The organism is Streptomyces luteolus, from assembly GCF_029968015.1.
Lineage (GTDB): Bacteria > Actinomycetota > Actinomycetes > Streptomycetales > Streptomycetaceae > Streptomyces > Streptomyces luteolus.
Genome location: NZ_JASCIS010000024.1, coordinates 102,979 through 125,854, shown reverse-complemented (window position 1 = coordinate 125,854; position 22,876 = coordinate 102,979). Strand labels below are relative to the sequence as shown.

At 74.5% G+C, this 22,876-nt stretch carries 20 protein-coding genes and 1 riboswitch; of the genes, 12 read left to right on the top strand and 8 right to left on the bottom strand.

What is annotated here, in order from left to right; translation table 11 throughout:
- Nucleotides 1-24 precede the first annotated feature (24 nt).
- Both QIT00_RS23430 and QIT00_RS23425 read right to left on the bottom strand, forming a co-directional pair.
- Entirely contained in the window at nucleotides 25-1,623 is a 1,599-nt protein-coding gene (locus tag QIT00_RS23430) for an ABC-F family ATP-binding cassette domain-containing protein (protein ID WP_282537329.1), read from the bottom strand.
- A 96-nt stretch (nucleotides 1,624-1,719) separates the two neighbouring features.
- A complete protein-coding gene (locus QIT00_RS23425) occupies nucleotides 1,720-2,565 on the bottom strand; it encodes a PQQ-binding-like beta-propeller repeat protein (protein ID WP_282537328.1) in 846 nt (281 codons plus the stop codon).
- Nucleotides 2,566-2,770: 205 nt separating this feature from the next.
- On the opposite strand from QIT00_RS23425, the gene ypfJ reads away from it, so the two are divergent.
- Entirely contained in the window at nucleotides 2,771-3,661 is an 891-nt protein-coding gene (ypfJ, locus tag QIT00_RS23420) for a KPN_02809 family neutral zinc metallopeptidase (protein ID WP_282537327.1), read from the top strand.
- A 303-nt stretch (nucleotides 3,662-3,964) separates the two neighbouring features.
- Here the strand turns inward: ypfJ and QIT00_RS23415 are convergent, their stop codons facing one another.
- The 3 genes from QIT00_RS23415 to QIT00_RS23405 form a co-directional block, all read right to left on the bottom strand.
- On the bottom strand, nucleotides 3,965-5,365 hold the full coding sequence (locus QIT00_RS23415) for a hypothetical protein (protein ID WP_282537326.1): 1,401 nt from the start codon (nucleotides 5,363-5,365) through the stop codon (nucleotides 3,965-3,967).
- A 193-nt stretch (nucleotides 5,366-5,558) separates the two neighbouring features.
- Nucleotides 5,559-6,686, bottom strand: a complete 1,128-nt coding sequence (locus QIT00_RS23410; RefSeq protein WP_282537325.1) for an alpha/beta hydrolase — start codon at nucleotides 6,684-6,686, stop codon at nucleotides 5,559-5,561.
- Nucleotides 6,687-6,823: 137 nt separating this feature from the next.
- Nucleotides 6,824-7,489, bottom strand: coding sequence for a class II aldolase/adducin family protein (locus QIT00_RS23405; RefSeq protein WP_282537324.1), 666 nt, complete (start codon nucleotides 7,487-7,489; stop codon nucleotides 6,824-6,826).
- 286 nt (nucleotides 7,490-7,775) lie between these two features.
- On the opposite strand from QIT00_RS23405, the gene QIT00_RS23400 reads away from it, so the two are divergent.
- The 8 genes from QIT00_RS23400 to QIT00_RS23365 all read left to right on the top strand — a co-directional run bounded on the left by QIT00_RS23400 (nucleotide 7,776) and on the right by QIT00_RS23365 (nucleotide 17,071).
- On the top strand, nucleotides 7,776-9,068 hold the full coding sequence (locus tag QIT00_RS23400; protein ID WP_282537323.1) for an inorganic phosphate transporter: 1,293 nt from the start codon (nucleotides 7,776-7,778) through the stop codon (nucleotides 9,066-9,068).
- A gap of 37 nt (nucleotides 9,069-9,105) precedes the next feature.
- Nucleotides 9,106-9,327 (top strand): hypothetical protein, encoded by a 222-nt coding sequence (locus QIT00_RS23395; RefSeq protein WP_282537337.1) that lies wholly within the window; start codon nucleotides 9,106-9,108, stop codon nucleotides 9,325-9,327.
- Nucleotides 9,328-9,494: 167 nt separating this feature from the next.
- Nucleotides 9,495-9,646: riboswitch (cobalamin riboswitch) on the top strand.
- A 138-nt stretch (nucleotides 9,647-9,784) separates the two neighbouring features.
- Entirely contained in the window at nucleotides 9,785-10,780 is a 996-nt protein-coding gene (locus QIT00_RS23390) for a cobalamin biosynthesis protein (RefSeq protein ID WP_282537322.1), read from the top strand.
- On the top strand, nucleotides 10,777-12,324 hold the full coding sequence (locus QIT00_RS23385; RefSeq protein WP_282537321.1) for a cobyric acid synthase: 1,548 nt from the start codon (nucleotides 10,777-10,779) through the stop codon (nucleotides 12,322-12,324). The genes QIT00_RS23390 and QIT00_RS23385 overlap by 4 nt, the downstream gene beginning before the upstream one ends.
- Complete coding sequence (locus QIT00_RS23380) at nucleotides 12,321-14,390, top strand: putative cobaltochelatase (protein ID WP_282537320.1); 2,070 nt, start codon at nucleotides 12,321-12,323, stop codon at nucleotides 14,388-14,390. The genes QIT00_RS23385 and QIT00_RS23380 overlap by 4 nt, the downstream gene beginning before the upstream one ends.
- The gene (cobO, locus tag QIT00_RS23375) at nucleotides 14,390-14,998 is read left to right on the top strand and encodes a cob(I)yrinic acid a,c-diamide adenosyltransferase (RefSeq protein ID WP_282537319.1); all 609 of its coding nucleotides are present in this window, start codon (nucleotides 14,390-14,392) and stop codon (nucleotides 14,996-14,998) included. The genes QIT00_RS23380 and cobO overlap by 1 nt, the downstream gene beginning before the upstream one ends.
- Before the next feature lie 34 nt (nucleotides 14,999-15,032).
- Nucleotides 15,033-16,385: a cobyrinate a,c-diamide synthase gene (locus QIT00_RS23370; protein ID WP_282537318.1), complete on the top strand. Its 1,353-nt coding sequence runs from the start codon at nucleotides 15,033-15,035 to the stop codon at nucleotides 16,383-16,385.
- Nucleotides 16,382-17,071, top strand: coding sequence for a VOC family protein (locus tag QIT00_RS23365; protein ID WP_282537317.1), 690 nt, complete (start codon nucleotides 16,382-16,384; stop codon nucleotides 17,069-17,071). Before QIT00_RS23370 ends, QIT00_RS23365 begins: the two co-directional genes overlap by 4 nt.
- A gap of 14 nt (nucleotides 17,072-17,085) precedes the next feature.
- Here the strand turns inward: QIT00_RS23365 and QIT00_RS23360 are convergent, their stop codons facing one another.
- Nucleotides 17,086-17,805, bottom strand: coding sequence for a ZIP family metal transporter (locus tag QIT00_RS23360; RefSeq protein ID WP_282537316.1), 720 nt, complete (start codon nucleotides 17,803-17,805; stop codon nucleotides 17,086-17,088).
- Between the two features lie 116 nt (nucleotides 17,806-17,921).
- Between QIT00_RS23360 and QIT00_RS23355 the strand changes: the two genes are divergently transcribed.
- Genes QIT00_RS23355 through cobC form a run of 3 tightly spaced genes read left to right on the top strand, consistent with a single transcriptional unit; the run spans nucleotide 17,922 to nucleotide 20,210 of the window.
- Nucleotides 17,922-18,383: a cobalamin biosynthesis protein gene (locus QIT00_RS23355; protein ID WP_349017201.1), complete on the top strand. Its 462-nt coding sequence runs from the start codon at nucleotides 17,922-17,924 to the stop codon at nucleotides 18,381-18,383.
- Complete coding sequence (locus tag QIT00_RS23350; RefSeq protein WP_408909834.1) at nucleotides 18,380-19,150, top strand: sirohydrochlorin chelatase; 771 nt, start codon at nucleotides 18,380-18,382, stop codon at nucleotides 19,148-19,150. Before QIT00_RS23355 ends, QIT00_RS23350 begins: the two co-directional genes overlap by 4 nt.
- The gene (gene cobC / locus QIT00_RS23345) at nucleotides 19,134-20,210 is read left to right on the top strand and encodes an Rv2231c family pyridoxal phosphate-dependent protein CobC (RefSeq protein ID WP_282537315.1); all 1,077 of its coding nucleotides are present in this window, start codon (nucleotides 19,134-19,136) and stop codon (nucleotides 20,208-20,210) included. Before QIT00_RS23350 ends, cobC begins: the two co-directional genes overlap by 17 nt.
- A 209-nt stretch (nucleotides 20,211-20,419) precedes the next feature.
- Here cobC and QIT00_RS23340 read toward each other — a convergent pair whose 3' ends face one another.
- Together QIT00_RS23340 and QIT00_RS23335 are read right to left on the bottom strand one after the other, a co-directional pair.
- Complete coding sequence (locus QIT00_RS23340) at nucleotides 20,420-21,373, bottom strand: SCO1860 family LAETG-anchored protein (RefSeq protein ID WP_282537314.1); 954 nt, start codon at nucleotides 21,371-21,373, stop codon at nucleotides 20,420-20,422.
- A 370-nt stretch (nucleotides 21,374-21,743) separates the two neighbouring features.
- Complete coding sequence (locus QIT00_RS23335; protein ID WP_282537313.1) at nucleotides 21,744-22,835, bottom strand: amidohydrolase family protein; 1,092 nt, start codon at nucleotides 22,833-22,835, stop codon at nucleotides 21,744-21,746.
- Nucleotides 22,836-22,876: the final 41 nt, after the last annotated feature.

Here is a 22,876-nt window from a genome sequence, read left to right as displayed (position 1 = left end):
ACAGCGAGGCGGGCCCACAGCTGGTCAGGCGAGGGCGACCAGGTCCGCGTAGTCGGCGCCCCACAGGTCCTCGACGCCGTCCGGGAGCAGGATGATCCGCTCCGGCTGCAGCGCCTCGACGGCGCCCTCGTCGTGCGTGACCAGGACGACGGCGCCCTTGTACGTACGGAGCGCGCCGAGGATCTCCTCGCGGCTGGCGGGGTCGAGGTTGTTGGTGGGCTCGTCGAGCAGCAGGACGTTCGCCGACGACACCACGAGCGTGGCGAGGGCGAGGCGGGTCTTCTCGCCGCCGGAGAGGACTCCGGCCGGCTTGTCCACGTCGTCCCCGGAGAAGAGGAACGAGCCGAGCGTCTTGCGCACCTGGACCAGGTCCAGGTCGGGCGCGGCCGAGCGCATGTTCTCCAGGACCGTGCGGTCCGGGTCGAGCGTCTCGTGCTCCTGTGCGTAGTAGCCGAGCTTGAGGCCGTGGCCCTCGACGACCTGGCCGGTGTCGGGCTTCTCGGCGCCGCCGAGGAGGCGCAGGAGCGTGGTCTTGCCCGCGCCGTTGAGGCCGAGGATGACGACGCGCGAGCCCTTGTCGATGGCCAGGTCGACGTCCGTGAAGATCTCCAGGGAGCCGTACGACTTGGAGAGGCCCTCGGCGGTCAGCGGGGTCTTGCCGCAGGGCGCGGGCTCGGGGAAGCGCAGCTTGGCGACCTTGTCGCTCTGGCGCACCTCTTCCAGGCCCGCGAGGAGCCGGTCGGCACGCTTGGCCATGTTCTGCGCGGCGACGGTCTTGGTGGCCTTGGCGCGCATCTTGTCGGCCTGGGTGTTGAGCGCCGCGGCCTTCTTCTCGGCGTTCTGGCGCTCGCGCTTGCGGCGCTTCTCGTCGGCCTCGCGCTGCTGCTGGTAGAGCTTCCAGCCCATGTTGTAGACGTCGATGTTGGAGCGGTTGGCGTCCAGGTAGAAGACCTTGTTGACGACCGTCTCGACCAGGTCGACGTCGTGGGAGATCACGATGAAGCCGCCGCGGTACGTCTTCAGATAGTCCCGCAGCCAGGCGATGGAGTCGGCGTCGAGGTGGTTGGTGGGCTCGTCGAGCAGCAGCGTGTCCGCGTCCGAGAACAGGATGCGGGCGAGCTCGACGCGGCGGCGCTGACCGCCGGAGAGCGTATGCAGCGGCTGGCCGAGCACGCGGTCGGGCAGGCCGAGCGCGGCGGCGATGGTGGCGGCCTCGGCCTCGGCGGCGTACCCGCCCTTGGTGAGGAACTCGGTCTCCTGGCGCTCGTACTGCTTGAGGGCCTTGTCGCGGGTGCCGCCCTGGCCGTTTGCGATCCGCTCCTCGTTCTCCCGCATCTTGCGGATGAGGACGTCGAGGCCGCGGGCGGACAGGACGCGGTCGCGGGCCAGTATGTCGAGGTCGCCGGTGCGCGGGTCCTGCGGGAGGTAGCCGACCTCGCCGGAGCGGCTGATGGTGCCGCCGGCGGGCTGGCCCTCACCGGCCAGACACTTGGTGAGCGTGGTCTTGCCGGCGCCGTTGCGGCCGACCAGGCCGATGCGGTCGCCCTTGGCGATACGGAAGGAAGCGTTCTCGATCAGGACTCGGGCGCCGGCGCGCAGCTCGATGCCGGTTGCGGTGATCACGGACAGACTCCAGGCGGGAAGGAAGGGACGGCGGACGGGGCTGGGGCGCGCGGTCTACGCCGTCTAATGCGCGAGGAGAATGGCCATACGGCAATTCTAACGGGGGTGTGCAAGCACTTTTCCCGGCGCCTTCCCGCCGGCCGCCGCGGCCCTCGCTTCCCCGGGCAGCGCGTTCCCGAGGGGCTTGCGGCCGGGTACGAGACGGCCCAGGTCGTCGACCGCGAGGATCTGCTCCGACCAGGGGATGTCCGGGTCGGAGCAGGGCTGGGCCACCAGCAGGGCGCCGCCGTGGCGCACGGCACGGGCGGGGCGGAAGGCGCAGCCGGTGCGGGCGGGCAGGACCCAGCGCAGGTCGCCGTCGACGGTGCGGTACGCGGTGATGCGCCGCGGAGTGACGACGGCGAGCATGGCGGCCTCGCGGTCGAGCGGGCGCAGGACACCCGCGCCGCCGCGGGCGTCCGGGGTGCGCAGCCAGTCGGCGCCCGCGGGAATGGCCCGGTGCCAGCGCACGGCACGGCCGGTGCGGCGTTCCGTATCGGTGACGAGTCCGTCGTCCCAGAGCGTGAAGGCGTGGCCGGGCGCGGGCAGCACGACGAGCGGACGGCGGCCGTCGCGCGTGTACGTCCAGCGGGGTCGTCCGCTGTCGGTGTCGTACGCGACGACGGCTCGGCCCTTCTTCTGTAGTGCCGGTTCTCGGCCCTTCTTCTGTAGTGCCGGTTCTCGGCTCTGCGCGGCGGTGGTGGCGGAGGGCGCGTGCACGGTGAGCCGGTCTCCGTACGGCGCCGGGCGCGCCTGGTGGAGGGCGGCGGTCAGGGGGAGGGCGAGGAGGGTCAGGAGGAGGGGGAGGACCAGTCGGGTGGTGGTGCGGCGGGGGTGCGGGGCCCGGTTTTCCGGGGGCCGCTCGGCCTCCCGCGTGCTGGTCTCCGGTGCCGCCGTGGTCACGTCTCCCCCGTTTCCGTCCCGGATCAGGCGCAGAGCGTAGCCGCGGGGTGTGCCGACGGCGCGGGGGCTCGGACGGGGCTCCCCCGTTCGGCCCCGTGGCCGCCGTCGAGGGGCAGAGCGGGATGAACTGCCAGATACTCGGCGCAGGCGTAGGCGCAGGGCGGCGGGGTGGCCGCCCCGGCGAGGAGCAGAGGGTGGTACCCGCATGCAGTTCGACGACGATGCCCGGCTCGACACGTCGGAGGTCCAGGACGTGCGCCGCAGCCGGGTCCCCGGCGGCAAGGCCACGATCGGCGGCGGTCTGGCCGGGGTGATCGCGCTGCTGCTCGGCCTGTTCTTCGGGGTCGGGCCGGACAACCTGGGGCTGACCTCGGAGAACGATCAGCCTTCGGTGTCGTCGTCGAGCGCCTCGCAGGTGCGGGAGTCGTGTCTGACGGGTGAGGACGCCAACACCGAGGAGGACTGCCGCACGGTCGCGGTGGTCAACAGCGTCCAGGACTTCTGGGGCCAGGAGTTCCAGCGCCGCCAGGCCCGCTACACGCCCGCGCAGACGGTGCTCTTCACCGGCCGGGTGGGCACGGCCTGCGGCAACGCGACGTCGGCGGTCGGGCCGTTCTACTGCCCCGGCGACCGCAAGGTCTTTCTGGACCTGGGCTTCTTCGAGGAGCTGCGGTCCAAGTTCGGCTCAAGCGGCGGCCCGTTCGCGCAGGCCTACGTGGTGGCGCACGAGTACGGGCACCACGTGCAGAACCTGATGGGGACGCTCGGGCGCGCGCAGGACGGGCGCACCGGCGCGAGCAGCAACGCCGTGAAGGTCGAGCTGCAGGCGGACTGCTATGCGGGGGTGTGGGCGCGGCAGGCGACGCGCACACCCGACCCGCAGACCGGCAGGCCGCTGATCACCGAGCTGACCGACGCCGACATCCGGGACGGCCTGGACGCGGCGGCGGCGGTCGGCGACGACCGGATCCAGGAGAAGTTCCAGGGGCGGGTCACGCCGGAGTCCTGGACGCACGGGTCGGCGCAGCAGCGGCAGCAGTGGTTCTACGAGGGGTTCCGGTACGGGGACATGGGGCGCTGCAACACGTTCCGGTGAGGGTGCGGTTGCTGTCGACTCGGTTGCCGTCGCATCGCCCTGCGGGCTCGTCCTCAAGCGCCGGACGGGCTGGATTTCCTCCCCTCCCCGCCCCTTCCCTAAAGACTGCCGTCGGCTGCGGGGCTCCGCCCCGGACCCCGCTCCTCAAACGCCGGAGGGGCTTTCTTGGGGGCGCGGGGCTGTGACATTTGCGGCTCCGCCGCGGGGCGCGACCAGCCACGACGGCGCGCAACCCTGACGACGAAGGGTCCGGGGGCGGCAGCCCACGACGGTGCCGCAGTATGGGTGATCGGCGCCGGAGGCTTACGCCCCGCCCGTATGCACCTGGAACGCCGCCCTGCGGACCGCCTTCGCCAGGGCCGGGTCCGGGTGGGCGGCCGCGAGGGCCACCAGGACCTGGACCGTACGGGGGTGGCCGACCGCGCGTACCTCCTGGAGCAGGGCCGGGACGGTCGGCTGGATCGCCGACTCCAGGTGGCGCACGAGGAGTTCGGACTCGCCGTGGTCGGCGACCGCGGCCGCGGTGTCCACCCAGAGCCAGGTCGACTCCTGGCGGGTGAGGGCCGTGTGCACGTCCTCGGGGTCGGCGCCCTCCTGCTCTGCGAGCCACATCAACGCGTAGGGACGCAGCGGGGGTTCGGACGCGGCGGCGCGTACGTCGGGCTCGGCGGGCGGGCCGACGACGCGCAGCGCCTCGAAGGCGAGGCCGCGCAGCAGGGCGTCGTCGCCGCGGGCGGCGTCGAGGAGTTCGGTGACGGCGCTGCCGACGGGGCGGGCGGCGAGCCAGGCGCGGTACTCGGCGCGCGCCGCGTTCGGGCGGAGGCGGGCGCAGCCGCGGAGCATCTCCTCGGCGGCGTGCTCGATGTTCCCCGCCGGGCTCTGGGCGGCGACGATGATCTGCTCCAGCTTGACCCAGACCGCCCAGCTGCCCAGCGGCGTAAGGGTCGCGTGGCCCTCGTCCAGGGTGAGCGCGCCGACCCGGGCGAGTCCGCGCAGCGCCCAGTCGAGCAGCGGGGAGAGCGGAGCCTCGGCGGGCGCGGGCGCGGGTGCGGGCGCGGGCTGCGGTCCGAAGGGAATCTCGCAGCGCTCGTCGCGGAGTTCGGTGACGCGCTGCTCCAGGAGGTCGAGCAGCTGCGGTACGGGGACGGGGCCCGCGGAGAGCTGCAGCAGCGACAGCACCTGCGGCATGGCCTCGATGGCCTCGGCGACGGCGGCGGGTGCGTGCTCGTCCGGCGCGGGCCGTACGAGGGACCAGGCGTCGAAGAGGGCGACCCAGCCGCGCAGTACGGCGGAGTCGTCGCGGTCCCAGGCCCGCAGCCGCCAGCCGGGGCGGGCGTCGCCACCGCCGTGCACCTCGACGAGTCCGGCGAGGCGGGCGGCGTCCCAGTCGGCGCGGGCCTGACGTGCCGTCAAGCCGAGGTCGGCGGCGGCCCGTTCGGCCGCGGACTCGGTGAGGGTGCCCGCGCAGCCGGGGCGCATGCCGGAGTCACGGCCGGGCACGCTGTCGGCCCAGCGGGCGATCCGGGCGGCCCCCGCGAGCTCGGCGCGGGCCATCCGGGCGAGCACGGCGGGGGCCGGTGTGCCCTCGGGAGGGCGTGGCGCCGAGCGCCGTGCGCGCCGTTCGGCCACGGCCCGTGGGGCGGTGGCGAGCGTGCGGGGGCCGACGAGTCTGAGCCTGGAGTCGCGCGGGGTACGGGACGTCACGGGGGGCAGTCTTCCCGCTCGGGGCTCGAAAGCCCAAACGGGATGCCGAGTTGGCGTCCGTTGCCGGTGGTTGTGCCCGCTTTGGCCGTCCCGCTCCGGGCGCGGGAAATGCGGCACGTACGGGCACAGCACCAGGAATGACTCGGGAGACGCCCCCAGGGGCTGACGCGCCCGCCGGAAGGTCGTACGGGTCCTACATCAGCGGGGTCAGGAAGCGGCGCAGGGTCTCCTCGTACCCCTTCGGGTCGGCGTTCCACATCGCGGCGTGCGGGGCTTCCGGGACGGCGTACAGGGAGACCAGGTCCGGGCGGCGATCGGCGAGTTCGCGGGAGCGGCGCCAGGGGGCGAGGGTGTCGTCGGGGCCGTGCACGAGCAGGGTGGGGACGCTCAGGGCGGCGGCTTCGGCGGCCTCGGTGACGCGGTCTCCGGTGCGGCCGGTGCGGCCCTGGGCGGCGCGGACGGCGAGCGGGAGGAGCGGGGCCGGGGTGTGCCGGGCGGCGGCGAGGGCGCGCAGAGTGAGCTCCCAGTCGAGCACCGGGGAGTCCAGGACGAGGCCGCTGACGCGGTCGCGGAGCGCGGAGTGGTTGGCGGCGCGCAGGGCCATGGTGGCGCCGGTGGACCAGCCGTACAGGACGACGCGTTCGGCGCCGTAGCGCACGGCGTAGCGGAGGGCGGCGTCGAGGTCGCGCCACTCGCTGTCGCCGAGGTGGCCGAGGCCGTCGGGCTGGCGCGGGGCGCCGGCGTCGCCGCGGTAGGCGAGGTCGAGGACGGGCAGCCGCAGCCGGTGCAGGAGGTCCATCACCACCATGGGGTGCTCTCTGGTGGTGCCGAGCCCGTGCGCGGTGATCACCCAGGTGTCGCGGCCGCCGGGCACGAACCAGGCGGGCAGGCCGCCGAGCTCGCCGGGAATGTCGACGTCGGCGTGCTCGAGGCCGAGGGCGTCGCGCGGGTTGCCGATGTGCACCTGGGGGGTGAGCCGGACCTTGGCACCGGGTTCCAGCCGGCCGCGGGTGACGCGCACGAGTCGGCGTACGACGGCGTCGGCGGCCGGGGCCTGTCCGTCGAGGACCGGGCCGACGATCGCGTGGGAGTCGTCGCCGCCGAGGCCGTACGTGCCGGGGCGCAGGGCGGCGAGGGAGCGGGTGAGGGTGATCCGGTCGCCGTCGGCCTGGTGCACGGTGAGCTTGGGGTCGCCGGGCAGCGGACGGCCGGGGCGCGCCTTGAGCGCGGCGTCGCTGGCGTACCGTCCGGCCGCCACGGCGGCCGCGCCGGCACCGATGACGGCGGTGAGGGCCGCGGCGGCGGCCGTTGCGGGGCGCATGCGCTCCAGTGTCGGCGGGGACAGGGAGTCGGGCCACTCGGCGTGCGCCGCTCGCGGGCTCGCCTCAGCACCGCTGCCCGTACGCCTCAGCACCGCTGCCCGTGGCCCTCAGCCCTCAGCGCCGCTACCCGTACGCCTCAGCGCCACTGCCCGTACCCCTTGAGCTGCCGCCCGGCCGCGGCGACGTCGGCGGGGCTCAGCAGGCTCGGGGTGTGGCCGGGTACGGCGTGCGCGGTGAGCCAGAGGCGGCTCATCCACTCCAGCTGGGCTGTGCGGTCGTAGGCCTGGTCGAGGGTGGCGCCGTAGGTGACGGCGCCGTGGTTCTGGAGCAGGCAGGCGGTGCGGCCGCGCAGCGCCTCCAGCATGTGTGCGGCCAGTTCGGGCGTGCCGTAGAGGGCGTACGGGGCGACGCGGACCGGGCCGCCGAGGTCCGCCGTCATGTAGTGGACGGGCGGCAGCTCCGGGACCAGCGTCGAGACCGCCGTCGCGTGCAGGGCGTGGGTGTGCACGACCGCCCCGGCGGGCGTGGAGCGGTACACGGCGAGGTGCAGCGGGAGCTCGCTGGTCGGCTTGAGGGTGCCGCGGACCTGGTGGCCGTCGAGGTCCACGGCGACCAGGTCCTCGGGGGCGAGGCGCTCGTACGGGACGCCGCTCGGCGTGATCAGGACCAGCTCGCCGACGCGTACGGAGACGTTGCCCGAGGTGCCGACGACGAGACCGGTGTCGGCGGTGCGGCGGGCGGTGGCCACGAGCTCGGCCCAGGCCTGCGCCAACTCCTGTGTGTCGCTTGTCCGTTCCGTCATGGGCCGATCCTGCCAAAGGAGCGCGGGGAGGCGGGGCGGGGACGCCACGTGATCAGGATCTCTTCGACCGGTTCGCCGCCCTCCCCAGGCGGTGCGCGACGGCCCTCCGGAGGCCGGGATTCCGGGCCTTGCGGCGGGGGCCGGACGGGACCGGAACGGGTGCCGCCGGAACCTTGCCCACAAGCAGCCCACCCGGGACACCGTGCAGCCTGCCCCAGTTCACTTTCCGTTCACCCAGGTTGCCTACGTTCCACAAGCCACTGACGTCGAACGATTGCCTGGGTAAATGGAACACATCACGCTGCTGCTCGCGATTGTGATCGTGACAGCTCTCGTGTTCGATTTCACGAACGGTTTCCACGACACCGCCAACGCGATGGCCACGACCATCTCGACCGGCGCAATGAAGCCCAAGGCCGCGGTGGCCATGTCCGCCGTGCTGAATCTCGTCGGAGCGTTCCTGTCCGTCGAGGTCGCCAAGACGATCTCCAGCGGACTTGTCAGAGAAGACGGCATCCAGCCCGAAGTGATCTTCGCGGCCCTGGTGGGTGCCATCCTCTGGAACCTGCTCACCTGGCTGGTCGGTCTGCCGTCCAGCTCCTCGCACGCCCTCATGGGCGGTCTGATCGGTGCGACCGTCGCGTCCATCGGCCTCAGCGGGGTCAACGGCGGCGTCGTCGTCACCAAGGTCCTGATCCCCGCGGTCGCCGCGCCGCTCGTCGCCGGTATCGCCGCGTTCCTCGCCGCGCGGCTGACGTACAAGCTCGGCAAGAACGCCGGCGCGCAGTCGAGCGCCAAGGGCTACCGCGCCGGGCAGATCGCCTCCGCCGGTCTGGTCTCCCTCGCGCACGGCACCAACGACGCGCAGAAGACGATGGGCATCATCACGCTGGCGCTCGTCGCCGGTGGCGCCCTCGCGCCGGGCTCCAACCCGCCGGTCTGGGTCATCGTCTCGGCCGGTCTCGCCATCGCCCTCGGCACCTACCTCGGTGGCTGGCGCATCATCCGCACCATGGGCAAGGGCCTCACCGACCTGCAGCCGCAGCAGGGCTTCGCCGCCCAGACCTCGGCCGCCGCGGTCATCCTGGCCTCGTCCAACCTGGGCTTCTCGCTCTCCACCACGCACTCCTGCTCCGGCGCCGTCATGGGCTCGGGCCTCGGCCGCAAGGGCGGCGTCGTGCGCTGGTCGACGGCGACCCGGATGTTCGTCGCGTGGGGCCTGACCCTGCCGGCCGCCGGACTGGTCGCCGCGGGCGCCGAGTTCGTGGCCCGCCAGGGCGGCTGGGGCGTCGCCGCCGTCGCGGTCTTCCTCGTCGTGTCCTGCGCCGCGATCTGGCTGATCTCGCGCCGCCAGGTCGTCGACCACCACAACGTCAACGAGGCCGACGGCCCGGCCCCCGGCGCCGAGACCCCTGCGGGCTCGGAGCCCGCGGGCGTCGTGGCCTCCGCCCTCGCCGTCGTCACCCCGCCCGTGCCCGGCCCTCCCGCCGAGGCAGTGGACGCGGACGCCAAGCCCACCATCCCGGCCCAGGCCGGTGCCGCCGCGGAGTCCGCGCGGCCCGCCGGTGCGACCGTCTGATCCGGCGACCGGACCAGCGAGCTAAGGAACACGCATGATCGACATCGACTGGGCGGCGCTCGGCTCCGTCTTCGGCGTCAGCCTCGTGGCGACGGTCGCCCTGGTGGGGCTGTTCACCCTCGGCATCGTCGGCCTCTCCAAGCAGGAGGCGGCCACCGCTCAGGGCGGCTCCGCGCCGCTCGCCCGCACGGGCGCGTACGCCTGCTTCGCACTGTGCGCGGCGGCGGTGTCGTACGGGATCTTCCTGATCGTCGTCTGACACCGGCCACCTCGCCGCACCGCACCGCCCCGCACCGCCCCGCACCGCCCCGCCCCGCCCCGCACCGCCCCGCACCGCCCCGCACCAGCCTCTTCGACGGCCGGTGCGGGGCGGTTCCCTGTGGGCCTCCGCACACTCTTCCGCCGCAGGTCAAAGCGGAGTTGACGGGCGTTGTCGGGCGTGGTGGACTGCCCGAGCCATTACGGCGGTCAGAAGAGGAAGCCGGTGCGAATCCGGCGCGGTCCCGCCACTGTCACCGGGGTTCGAGTCTTCACGAACCCGGGGAGCCAGGAACTCTCGCCGCCGTTCACGTCGAACCAGGGCGCGGACCCTGAGTGAGGACAACAACGCCATGCGCGGCTCCGGCCCCTCTCGTACGCCGAGTACGACCCGCACTTCGGGTACGCGGAGTACCCGACGTTCCCCGTTCCTTCGAGGCGTGACGGCGGCCTGAAGCGTGCGTGCCGATCGCGTCTTCGCGTACGGCGCCGCCGCCGGCCTCCTCGGTGACCTGCTGCTCGGCGATCCCCGCCGGGGCCATCCGGTCGCCGCGTTCGGCCGTGCTGCGGGTGCCGTCGAGCGGGTGCTGTGGCGGGACCACCGCGGGTGGGGCGCCCTGCACACCGCCGTCTGCGTGGGCGGTGCCGTGGGGGCCGCCGCGCTGTCCGCCGCCGCCGTGCGCCGCTCCCCCACCGCCTCCGTCGCCCTGACCGCCGCCGCCACCTGGGCCGTCGTCGGCGGCACCTCGCTCGGCCGGGAGGCCCGCGCCATCGGCGACGCGCTCGCCGCGGGCGATGTGGACGCCGCCCGCGAGCGCCTCCCCCATCTGTGCGGCCGCGACCCGCAGACGCTCGACGCGGACGGGATCGCGCGTGCCGTCGTCGAGTCCGTCGCCGAGAACACCTCCGACGCGGTCGTCGGCGCCCTCGTGTGGGGCGCCGTCGGCGGCGTGCCCGGCCTCGTCGCGTTCCGGGCGGTGAACACGCTGGACGCGATGGTCGGGCACAAGTCGCGGCGGTATCGGCGGTACGGGTGGGCGTCGGCTCGCCTTGACGATGTGGCGGGGTGGCCGGGCGCGCGGCTCACCGCGGCGCTGGCGGTGCTCTCCGGGGGCTCTCCGCGCGCCGCCGCGCGGGCGTGGCGGGATGACGCCGGGTTGCATCCCAGTCCCAACGCCGGGCCCGTGGAGGCGTCGTTCGCGGGGGCGTTGGGCGTACGGCTCGGGGGGACGTTGTCGTACGGGGGGCGGGTTGAGCATCGGCCCGTGCTGAACCCCTCCGGGGGTGCGGTTCAAGTCGGCGATGTTGAACGGGCTGTTCGGCTTTCCAGGCGGGTTGGTTGGCTTGCTCTGGGCGTGTGTGCGGTCGGGCGTTCCGCCTGGGCGTTGGCTTCAAGGCGCCCGGAGCCGGGGGCTGTGCCCAACCCACAGCGGTGGAGAGGAATGACGTCATGAGTGGCGGTCTACTGGTTGCCGGGACCACGTCCGACGCGGGCAAGAGTGTCGTCACCGCCGGGATCTGCCGGTGGCTGGCCCGTAAGGGTGTGTCCGTCGCGCCGTTCAAGGCGCAGAACATGTCCCTGAACTCGTTCGTGACGCGCGAGGGTGCCGAGATCGGCCGTGCGCAGGCCATGCAGGCGCAGGCCGCCCGGGTCGAGCCGAGCGCGCTGATGAACCCGGTGCTGCTCAAGCCCGGCGGCGACCGCTCCAGCCAGGTCGTCCTGATGGGCAAGCCGGTGGGTGAGATGTCCGCCCGCGGGTATCACGGCGGGCGGCAGGAGCAGTTGCTCGGCACCGTCACCGACTGCCTGGAGCAGCTGCGCGGCTCGTACGACGCGGTGATCTGCGAGGGCGCGGGCAGCCCGGCCGAGATCAATCTGCGGCGTACCGACATCGTGAACATGGGCATCGCGCGCGCCGCGGGATTCCCGGTCGTGGTGGTCGGCGACATCGACCGGGGCGGTGTCTTCGCGTCCTTCTTCGGTACGACGGCGCTGCTGAGCGAGGCCGATCAGGCCCTGGTGGCCGGGTACTTGGTGAACAAGTTCCGCGGCGATGTGACCCTGCTCGAACCCGGGCTCGACATGCTGGAGAAGCTCACCGGGCGGCGTACGTACGGAGTTCTGCCGTACGCGCACGGGCTCGGCATCGACGAGGAGGACGGTCTGCGGGTGTCGCTGCGCGGTGCCGTGCGGGAGTCCGTCGTCGCGCCGCCGGTCGGCGAGGACGTGCTGCGGGTCGCGGTGTGCGCCGTGCCGTTGATGTCCAACTTCACGGACGTGGACGCGCTCGCCGCCGAGCCGGGTGTCGTCGTGCGGTTCGTGGACCGGGCCGAGGAGCTGGCCGACGCGGACCTGGTCGTGGTGCCCGGAACGCGCGGCACCGTCAAGGCACTCGGGTGGCTGCGGGAGCGCGGCCTCGCGGACGCGCTGGCCCGCCGCGCCGCCGAGGGCCGCCCCGTGCTCGGCATCTGCGGCGGCTTCCAGGTGCTCGGCGAGCACATCGAGGACGACGTGGAGTCCCGCGCCGGTGCGGTCGACGGGCTCGGACTGCTGCCCGTACGGGTGCGGTTCGAGCGGGAGAAGACCCTGGCCCGGCCCGTGGGTTCGGCCCTCGGCGAGCGGGTGGAGGGGTACGAGATCCACCATGGCGTGGCCCGTGTGGACGGCGGTGAGCCGTTCCTCGACGGCTGCCGCGTCGGCGCCGTGTGGGGCACGCACTGGCACGGCTCCCTGGAGTCCGACGGGTTCCGGCGGGCGTTCCTGCGTCAGGTCGCGCGGGCGGCGGGGCGGCGGTTCGTCCCCGCGCCCGACACGTCGTTCGGCGCGCTGCGCGAGGAGCAGCTGGACCGGCTCGGCGATCTGATCGAGCAACACGCGGACACGGAGGGGCTGTTGCGGTTGATCGAGGGTGGGGCACCCTCGTCCCTCCCCTTCGTCCCTCCTGGGGCTCCGCCCCAGCCCCCCGAACCCACTCCGTCCCAGGAGGCCACCCCTTGAACACCCCCTACCCCTTCACCGCCCTCGTCGGCCAGGACGATCTGCGGCTCGCGCTGCTGCTCAACGCCGTCTCTCCGGCCGTGGGCGGCGTGCTCGTGCGCGGTGAGAAGGGCACCGCCAAGTCCACGGCCGTACGCGCCCTTTCGGCGCTGCTGCCCGAGGTGTCCGTCGTCTCCGGCTGCCGGTTCTCCTGCGACCCGGCCGCGCCGGACCCGAACTGCCCGGACGGGCCGCACGAGTCCGGTGCCGCGGACGGCCGGGCCGCACGGATGGTCGAGCTGCCCGTCGGCGCCTCCGAGGACCGGCTCGTCGGCGCCCTCGACATCGAACGGGCGCTGTCCGAGGGCGTGAAGGCCTTCGAGCCCGGCCTGCTCGCGGACGCGCACCGCGGCATCCTCTACGTCGACGAGGTCAACCTCCTCCACGACCACCTGGTCGACCTGCTGCTCGACGCGGCCGCGATGGGCGCCTCGTACGTGGAGCGCGAGGGCGTGTCCGTACGGCACGCTGCGCGGTTCCTGCTCGTCGGCACGATGAACCCCGAAGAGGGCGAGCTGCGGCCGCAGTTGCTGGACCGGTTCGGCCTGACCGTCGAGGTGTCCGCGTCCCGGGAACCGGACCAGCGGGTCGAGGTGGTGCGGCGCAGGCTCGCGTACGACGACGGGCCCGAGGAGTTCGCGGCGCGCTTCGCCGCCGACGAGGCCGAGTTGCGGGAGCGGATCGTGGCGGCGCGTGCGCTGCTGCCGTCCGTGCGGCTCCGGGACGCGGCGCTCCGGCAGATCGCCGCGACCTGCGCGGCGTTCGAGGTCGACGGGATGCGCGCGGACATCGTGATGGCCCGTACGGCGACGGCGCTCGCGGCGTGGGCCGGACGCGAGGACGTGCTCGCCGAGGACGTGCGGCAGGCCGCGCTGCTCGCCCTGCCGCACCGCAGGCGCCGCAACCCCTTCGACGCGCCCGGCCTCGACGAGGACAAGCTCGACGAGACCCTGGAGGAGTTCGGCGGCCCCGAGGACGACGGCCAGGACCCTGATCCCGACCCCGAGCCCGAGCCCGACGGGCCCGGTGACCCTGACGGACCCGGTGACCCCGACGGGCCCGGCGGTGGCGCGCAGCCCCCGCAGGGCGGCCCCGAGGTGCCGCCGCAGGGCGGCGAGGCCCAGGACGCCCCGGAGGACCGCGAGCCCCAGGCCGCCCCGGCGCCCGCCCCGGAGCAGGCGCCGGTCGCCGCGACGGAGCCGTTCCGCGCCAAGCTGCTCACCGTGCCCGGCACGGGTGCGGGCGCGGCGGGCCGCCGCTCGCGGGCCCGTACCGAGCACGGCCGTACGACGGGTGCGCGGCGGCCGCGGGGCGCGCTCGGCAAGCTGCATCTCGCGGCGACCGTGCAGGCCGCGGCGCCGCACCAGCACGCGCGCGGGCGGTCGGGTGCGGGGCTCGTGGTGCGCCGGGACGATCTGCGGCAGGCGACGCGGGAGGGGCGTGAGGGCAACCTCGTGCTGTTCGCGGTGGACGCCTCCGGGTCGATGGCGGCACGGCAGCGGATGAGCGCCGTGAAGGGCGCCGTGCTCTCGCTGCTGCTCGACGCGTATCAGCGGCGCGACAAGGTGGGCCTGGTGACGTTCCGGGGCAAGGGCGCCGAGGTGGCGCTGCCGCCCACGTCGTCCGTGGACGCGGCCGCCGCACGCCTGGAGCAGCTGCCCACGGGCGGCCGGACGCCGCTCGCGGAGGGCCTGTTGAAGGCGCACGACGTGCTGCGCGTCGAGCGGCTCCGCGACCCGGCGCGGCGCGCGCTGCTCGTCGTCGTCACGGACGGCCGGGCCACCGGCGGGCCGGAGCCGGTCGCGCGGGCGACCCGGGCCGCGGGCCTGTTCGCCGCCGAGGGCGTCGCGACCGTCACGGTCGACTGCGAGGCGGGCCCGGTCCGGCTCGGCCTCGCCGCGGAGCTCGCGCGGAACCTCGGCGGCAGCGCGGTCACCCTCGACGAGCTGCGCGCGGACAACATCGCCGGACTCGTCCGCGACCTCCGTGACGTACCCGCCAACTCCTCCACCAGAAAGGCCGCCTGATGCCTCAGGGACAGCCGTCCGTCGTGCCCGACGACGGGCTCACCACCCGCCAGCGCCGCAACCGCCCGCTCGTCGCCGTGCACACCGGCACCGGCAAGGGCAAGTCGACGGCCGCGTTCGGGCTCGCTCTGCGGGCCTGGAACCAGGGCTGGCCCGTCGGGGTGTTCCAGTTCGTGAAGTCGGCGAAGTGGAAGGTCGGCGAGGAGCGGGCCCTGAAGGTGCTCGGCGCCTCCGGCGAGGGCGGCACCGTCGACTGGCACAAGATGGGCGAGGGCTGGTCCTGGGTCCAGCGCGACCTCCAGGGCGACAACTCCTCCAACGAGGAGAAGGCCCTGGAGGGCTGGGAGCAGGTCAAGCGCGACCTCGCGGCCGAGACGTACCGGATGTACGTGCTCGACGAGTTCGCGTACCCGATGCACTGGGGCTGGATCGACGTCGACGAGGTCGTCTCGGTGCTGCGGGACCGGCCGGGGCAGCAGCACGTGGTGATCACCGGGCGGAACGCGCCGCGGGCGCTGGTGGACTTCGCGGACCTGGTGACGGAGATGGGCAAGGTCAAGCACCCGATGGACGCGGGCCAGAAGGGTCAGAGAGGCATCGAGTGGTGATGTCGGACCACCAGCTTCAGAGGGGCCCCGCCTCGTGACCTCCGTACCGCGTCTGGTCATCGCCGCGCCCTCCTCGGGCAGCGGCAAGACCACCGTCGCCACCGGACTGATGGCGGCCTTCGCCGAGGCCGGGCTCGCGGTCTCCCCGCACAAGGTCGGGCCCGACTACATCGACCCCGGCTACCACGCGCTCGCCTGCGGCCGCCCCGGTCGCAACCTCGACGCGTACATGTGCGGCACCGGCCTGGTCGGCCCGCTGTTCGCGCACGGCTCGGCGGGCTGCGACCTGGCCGTGGTCGAGGGCGTCATGGGGCTGTACGACGGGGCCGTCGGGCAGGGCGAGCTGGCGTCCACGGCGCAGGTCGCGAAGCTGCTCAAGGCGCCCGTCGTGCTGGTCGTGGACGCCTCGTCGCAGTCCCGCTCGGTGGCGGCGCTCGTGCACGGCTTCGCGTCCTGGGACCCTCAGGTGCGGCTCGCGGGCGTGATCCTCAACAAGCTGGGCTCGGCCCGGCACGAGGAGATCCTGCGGGACGCGCTCGGCGAGTCCGGGGTGCCGGTGCTCGGGGCGCTGCGCCGGGAGAGCCAAGTGAAGGCGCCGTCACGGCACTTGGGGCTCGTGCCGGTGGCGGAGCGGCGGGCCGAGGCTCTGGAGTCGGTGGCCGCGCTCGCCGCGCGGGTACGGGAGGGCTGCGACCTCGACGGACTGCTCGCCCTCGCCCGCACCGCGCCCGCCCTGCCGGACGCGCCGTGGGACCCGACGGCCGGCCTGGAGCCCGTCGCGGGTCCGGGGAAGCTGGTCGCGCTCGCCTCCGGGCCCGCGTTCACGTTCTCGTACGCGGAGCACGCCGAGCTGCTCACCGCCGCCGGTGCCGAGGTCGCGCCGTTCGACCCGCTGCACGACGAGCAACTCCCGTACGGGACGGCCGGGTTGGTGATCGGCGGCGGCTTCCCTGAGGTGTACGCGCCGGAGCTGTCCGCCAACGAACCGCTGCGCAAGGCCGTGGCGGACCTCGCGCTCAGCGGGGCGCCGGTGGCCGCCGAGTGTGCCGGTCTGCTGTACCTCGCCAAGTCCCTGGACGGGAAGCCGATGTGCGGGGTGCTCGACGCCGAGGCGCGCATGTCGGAGCGGCTGACGCTGGGGTACCGGGAGGCCGTCGCCGTGTCGGACAGCTCGCTCGCGGCGACGGGCACACGGCTGCGCGGGCACGAGTTCCACCGCACGGTGATCGAGCCCGGCGCGGGCCCGACGCCCGCCTGGGGCATGCACCTTCCGGAACGCCGGGTGGAGGGCTTCGTGCGGGGCGGCGTGCACGCCAGCTATCTGCACACCCACTGGGCGGCCGCCCCGGACGTGGCCCGCAGATTCGTGGCAAGCTGCAACTCGTGAGCCCCGCAGCCGAGTTGGACCACCTGGTCCTCGCCACCCCCGACCTCGACCACACCGTCGCCGAGGTCACGGCGGCGACCGGGGTGGCCCCGGCCGAGGGCGGCCGCCACCTCGGGTACGGCACCCGGAACTTCCTGTACGGGCTCGGGCCCGTCTCCCCGATCCTTACGGGCCGACGGGCCCCAGGCTCCGGGGCGTACCTGGAGATCGTCGGTCCCGACGAGGAGCAGCCCGCCCCGCGCGGCCCGCGCTGGTTCGGCATCGACGCGCTCGACGGGCCCCGCCTGGTGGCCTGGGCGGCCCGGGTCGACGGCATCGCGGAGCGGGTCGCGTACGCCCGGGCCCGCGGGTACGACCCGGGCGAGCCGGTGTCCATGGCCCGGCGCGCCTCCGACGGCTCCTCCCTCGCCTGGCGGTTGACGCTGCCGGGGCCCGAAAGGCTGCTGCCGTTCCTGCTCGACTGGGGCGCCGCCGTGCACCCCTCGGAGCGGGGCCTTCCGGTGCTGCCGCTGCTGTCGTTCGAGGCGGGCCACCCGGATCCGGAGGCGGTACGGGCCGGTCTGGACGCGCTGTGCGCCGGTGCGGCCGCCCCACGGGTCACGAGCGCCCCGCGGCCGTACCTCCGGGCCGTGGTCGAGGGCCCGCGCGGCCGGGTCGGGTTCGGGCGGGGAGTCGTACCGTCATGAGGAGCCGCGCGCGCTCACTCCGCCGCGCCGACCACCAGCCAGATGAAGCCGACGCCCGCCACCGTGCAGCACAGCGTCGGCACCGCCGGGTGGTCGTGGTGGGCCTCGGGGAGGATCTCCGCGGCCGCGAGATAGAGCAGCGCGCCGCCGAAGAAGCCGAGATAGCTGCCGAGGAACTCCTGGGGCAGCGTGAAGAACATCGTGGACGCGGCCCCCACGACCGGCGCCGCGGCGGCGGCGAACAGCATGGCGAGCGCCTTGCGCCGGGCGTTCCCGTACAGGCTCGTGATCGTGTACGTGTTGAAGCCGTCCGCGAAGTCATGGCTGATGACGGCAAGGGCGACGGTCAGGCCCATCGCGCCGCCCGACTGGAAGGCCGCGCCGAGCGCGACGCCGTCCATCAGGCTGTGCAGGACCATCGCGGCCGCCGCGGTGAGCCCGACCTGCGGCACCCGCTCGTCGGAGCCGTGCGCGGCCTGTCGTACGGCGAGCAGCCGCTCCACGACGTGGGCGACGAGGAAGCCGCCGACGAACAGCAGCAGCGCCTGGGGCACGCCGTGGATCTCGCCGTCCGCGGCCTCCAACGCCTCCGGCAGCAGCTCCAGGCCGACGACGCCGAGCATCAGGCCGCCCGCGAAGCCGAGCACCAGGTGCCTGCGGTCGGTGACGCGCTGCGCCGCCCAGCCGCCGACCAGCGTCATCAGGAACGCGCCGAGCGCGACGATCACCGCCATGGGGTCTTGCTAGCGGATGGACCCGGTCCCTCCGGCCTGCGACACACCTGATATCTCCTGGTCACACCTGCCCCGTACGTGTCCGCCCGCGCTGTTCGAACCGAGAGGAGCCGCCCATGCCCGGCACGCCGCCACGCTCCGGCACGCCGCCACGCTCCGGTGCGCTGATCGCCGGTGTGGGTGCCGCCCGTGGTGTGCCCCTGGACGAGGTGCTCGGCGTGGTGCGTGCCGTGCTGCGCGAGGCGGCCCGGCCCGAGTCCGGCCTCGGCGCGCTCGCGACGGTGGACGCGAAGGGCGGCGAGCCCGGCGTCGTCGGGGCAGCGCGGGCGCTCGGCGTACCGCTCCTGACGTACCCGGCGGCCGAGTTGGCGCGGGTGGCCGTCCCGAACCCGGCGGGCGCCGTGCTCGCCGCCGTCGGCACGCCGTCCGTCGCCGAGGCCGCGGCGCTCGCCACGGGCGGCCGGCTGCTCGTGCCCAAGCGGAGGTCGAGCCCCGAGGGCGGGCCCGCCCGGGCGACCTGCGCGCTCGCGCACACCGACTCCTTCCCGTACCGCCCCCTCCCCGAGGAGACCGTGTGACCACACCTGAGACCGAATCGGCCGCCGCCCGGCCGGTACTGCTCGTCGCGGACGACGGCACCGAGGCGCTCCGCGCCTTCGTCGACGCGCTCGGCCGCCACAGTCCCGAACTCCCGGTGGCGGGCGGCCACTTGAAGCAGGTGTCCGGCCTGATGGGCGACGGCACGGCCCGCCCGACCGTCGTACCTCTGACGCTCGCCCCCGCGCCGCACGCCGAGCGCGCGGTCGCCTCGGCCCTCGATCCCGCCCGGCTCTCGTACGCGTACGGGCCCCTGCTCGGCGGGCATCCCGTCCTGCTCGACGTCCTGGAGCGGCGGGTGGAGGCGGCGCTCGACGCCGGGGCGGCGCGCACGCCGGGAGACCGGGCCGGGGTCACGGTGCTCCTGGTCGGCCCCGGTGCCACCGCTCCGGAGGCCAACGCCGAGGTGCACCGGGTGGCGCGGCTGCTGTGGGAGGGGCGCGGGTACGCGGGGGTGGAGACGGCGTTCGTGTCGCTGGCCGCGCCGGACGTGCCGAGCGGGCTCGACCGGTGCGTACGGCTCGGGGCGCGGCGGATCGTGGTGCTGCCGTACTTCCTGCTCGACGGCGCCCTGCCGGACCGGGTGCGGGCGCAGGCCGAGGGCTGGGCGGAGGCGCACCCGGAGGCCGAGGTGCGCACGGCGGACGTCGTCGGCCCGGACCCGGCCCTGCTCGACCTGCTGGTACGGCACCACCACGAGGCCACCACCCCGCACGACCCCCGGGAAAGACATGCACAAGCACACTGAGCGCCTGCCCGCCCACGGCCACGACCTGCGGCACCACGGTGACGCGGAGGTCAGGGACGACGGCGCGGAGCTGACCGACCTCGCGGTCAACGTCCGTACGGACACGCCGCCTTCGTGGCTGCGCGAGCACATCGCCGCGTCCCTCACATCCCTCGCCGCGTACCCCGACGGCCGTGCGGCGCGGGCCGCGGTGGCCCGGCGGCACGGCCTCGCCCCGGAGCGGGTGCTGCTCACGGCGGGCGCGGCGGAGGCGTTCGTGCTGCTCGCGCGGGCGCTGCGGGTACGCCGGCCGGTCGTCGTGCACCCGCAGTTCACGGAGCCGGAGGCGGCGCTGCGGGACGCGGGGCACGAGGTGCGGCGGGTGCTGCTGCGCGCGGAGGACGGCTTCCGGCTCGACCCTGCGGCGGTGCCCGATGACGCGGACCTGGTGGTGGTGGGCAACCCGACCAACCCGACGTCGGTGCTGCACCCCGCCGGTGCGATCGCTCAACTCGCCCGCCCTGGGCGGACGTTGGTCGTGGACGAGGCGTTCATGGACGCGGTGCCGGGTGAGCGCGAGGCCCTCGCGGACCGTACGGACGTGCCGGGCCTGGTCGTACTGCGCAGCCTCACCAAGACCTGGGGGCTCGCGGGCCTGCGCATCGGCTACGTACTGGCCGCGCCGGAGACCGTAGCGGACCTGGAGCGGGCCCAGCCGCTGTGGCCGGTCTCCACACCGGCCCTCGCGGCGGCCGAGGCGTGCATGACCCCGCGGGCGCTGGCGGAGGCGGAGGCGGCGGCCCGCACGATCGCCGTCGACCGGGCCCATCTCCTGGCGGGCCTGGCGGAGTTCGAGGAGGTCACGGCGGTGCGCGAGGCCGAGGGCCCGTTCGTCCTGCTCCGCGTCACGGGGGCGGCCGACCTCCGCGCCCACCTGCGCGACCTCGGCTTCGCACTCCGCCGCGGCGACACCTTCCCCGGCCTGAACCCGGACTGGCTCCGCCTCGCGGTACGAGACCAGGAGACGACGAACCGGCTGCTACGGGCACTGGAGAAGACGCTGCTGTCGACCGGACGCTGACCGTCGGGGTGAGGGAGAGGCAGCACAGGGCAGGCGCGGCCTCCCCCCGTCCTCAGGCGCGCCCGCGGGCCAGGGCCGGGGTGCCGCGCCCACCTGCGCGACCTCGGCTTCGCCCCCACCTGCGCGACCTCGGCTTCGCGCTCCGCCGCGGCGACACCTGGGTGAGGGAGAGGCAGCACAGGGCAGGCGGCCGCCTCTCCCCCACGTCCTCAGGCGCGCCTGCGGGCCACGTACAGGGCGCCGCCGCCCAGGGCGAGCAGGAGCACCGCGCCGGCCGCGACGTACGGCGTCGTGGAGTCGCCGCCCGTCTCGGCGAGGTGTTGCGGCTTCGTTGCCGCCTGCGGGCGGGTCTCGTCCTTCGGCTGTTCCTTCGGCTGTTCCTGCGGCTGCTCCTCCGGGGGCTGCTTCGCGGGCGGCGTCGGGGCCTCGCAGGTGGCGCCCGCGAGGGTGACGGTCCCGTCGACCTCGGCGACGTTCAGCTTCAACGGGTTGACGGACACCTTGAGTTCGAGCGCGGAAGCCGCGGCCGTACGGGACGTGGTGTGCGTCTTCGCCAGGTCGAGGCGGACCTCGCCGACGCCGGGCACGTCCACGCGGGTCGGTCCTGCCGCGGAGAGCGTGACCTTCTTGCCGAGCACGGTCACCGACCCCACCACGTCGGCCTCGGCGACCGGCTGCCCGCCCGCCACGCAGACCGCCTTCGAGGTGACGTTCTCCAGCTCGATCAGCGGCAGCCCGGGCAGCCCCGGCAGGTGGACCTTGGCCCGTGTGAGGTGCGTACGGCCCTCGGCCTTGTGCCGGTCGGCGGTGGCCTTCGCGGAGGCCGCCTCGGCGCGCACCATGCTGAACGGGCGGCCCTGGTCGATGCCGTCGACGTCGACGGTGAGCGCGGTCTTCTCCGCCGACGCGGGCGCGTTGACCTCGTTGAGGGAGGCCCGGACCGGCACGTTCACGGACTTGTTGAGCAGCGAGACGTCGAGTCCCGCGCGCAGGACGACCGCACTGGCCTTGCCGTCGCCACCCGTGGCATGGGCGGGCACGGCCCCGGCGAGGGCCGTGGGTCCTGCGGCCAGCGCCGTCGCGGCCGCGATGGAGGCGATCCGCCGGGACCGCCGGGACCGCCGAGGACACGGCACGGGCGTGCGGAAGGTGTTGCTGTTCACGGTGGTGGAACCCCCACGAGAATTGAGCGCGAGCGCTCAGGGACGAGGGGCCGCTGACGCCGCCGTACGGGGACAGTCGTACGGCGTCGGCGGCCCGGACCCCGGCATCGTTACGCACACGGAGTGAACCGGCAGCGACATGGGGTCACTTCACTCCAAAGTGGGGTTTCCGCCCTCGTTTTCGAATCCCCCGGCACGTGCGTTCCCTTCCGCCTCCCGCGTCACGCCCCTTGCCGGACCTGGGAGTTGTCGTACGGGAAGGGTCCCGCGGGGTGGTGAAAGGTGCGCAACGAGTCGTGGGCGCGCGGGGGCACGGGTGCGTCAACCCGACGCCACGCGCGCCCCCGCGCCCCCTGAACCCGCTGCGGGCTCACCCCACGACGTTGCCGTTCACCACGATCCGGCGCGGGGCCGCGAGCGCGCGTACGTCCGCGCGCGGGTCCTCGCCGTACACCACGAGGTCGGCGGCGGCGCCCTCGGTGAGACCGGGGCGGCCGAGCCAGTCGCGGGCGCCCCAGGTGGTGGCGGAGAGCGCGGCCAGCGGCGGGATGCCGGCCTTTGTGAGCTCGACGACCTCGGCGGCGGCGAGGCCGTGCGCGAGGCCGCCGCCCGCGTCGGTGCCGACGAAGACGGGGATGCCGGCGTCGTAGGCGGAACGCACGGTGTCGTAGCGGCGGTCGTACAGGCGGCGCATGTGGTCGGCCCAGATGGGGAACTTGCTGTCGCCGCCCGCCGCCAGTTTCGGGAAGGTCGCGATGTTCACGAGGGTCGGGACGATGGCGACGCCGCGCTCGGCGAAGAGCGGAATGGTGTCCTCGGTGAGCCCGGTGGCGTGCTCGATGCAGTCGATGCCCGCCTCGACCAGGTCCCGCAGCGAGTCCTCGGCGAAGCAGTGCGCGGTGACGCGGGCGCCGAGCCGGTGCGCCTCGGCGATCGCGGCCTCCACCTCGGCGCGCGGCCAGCAGGAGCCCAGGTCGCCGGTGGAGCGGTCGAGCCAGTCGCCGACGAGCTTGACCCAGCCGTCGCCGCGCCGCGCCTCCTGGCCGACGTAGGCGACCAGCTCGTCCGGCTCGATCTCGTGGGCGTAGTTGCGGATGTAGCGCTTGGTGCGGGCGATGTGCCGGCCCGCGCGGATGATCTTCGGCAGGTCCTCGCGGTCGTCGATCCAGCGGGTGTCGGAGGGCGAGCCCGCGTCCCGGATCAGCAGGGTCCCGTTGTCCCGGTCGGTGAGGGCCTGCCGCTCGGCGGTCCCGGCGTCGACCGGGCCGTGCGCGTCGAGGCCCACATGGCAGTGCGCGTCGACGAGGCCGGGCAGCGCCCAGCCCTCGACGGTGGTGACGTCGTCCGCCCCCGGCGGCCGCGTGAAACTGATCCGCCCGCCGACGACCCACAGCTCGTCCCGTACGTCCTCCGGCCCGACGAGCACCCGCCCCCGGACCCTCAGCACCCCTGAATCACTCATGTCCCGAGCGTAGAACCCACTCGGTACGCTCGGACCGGCAC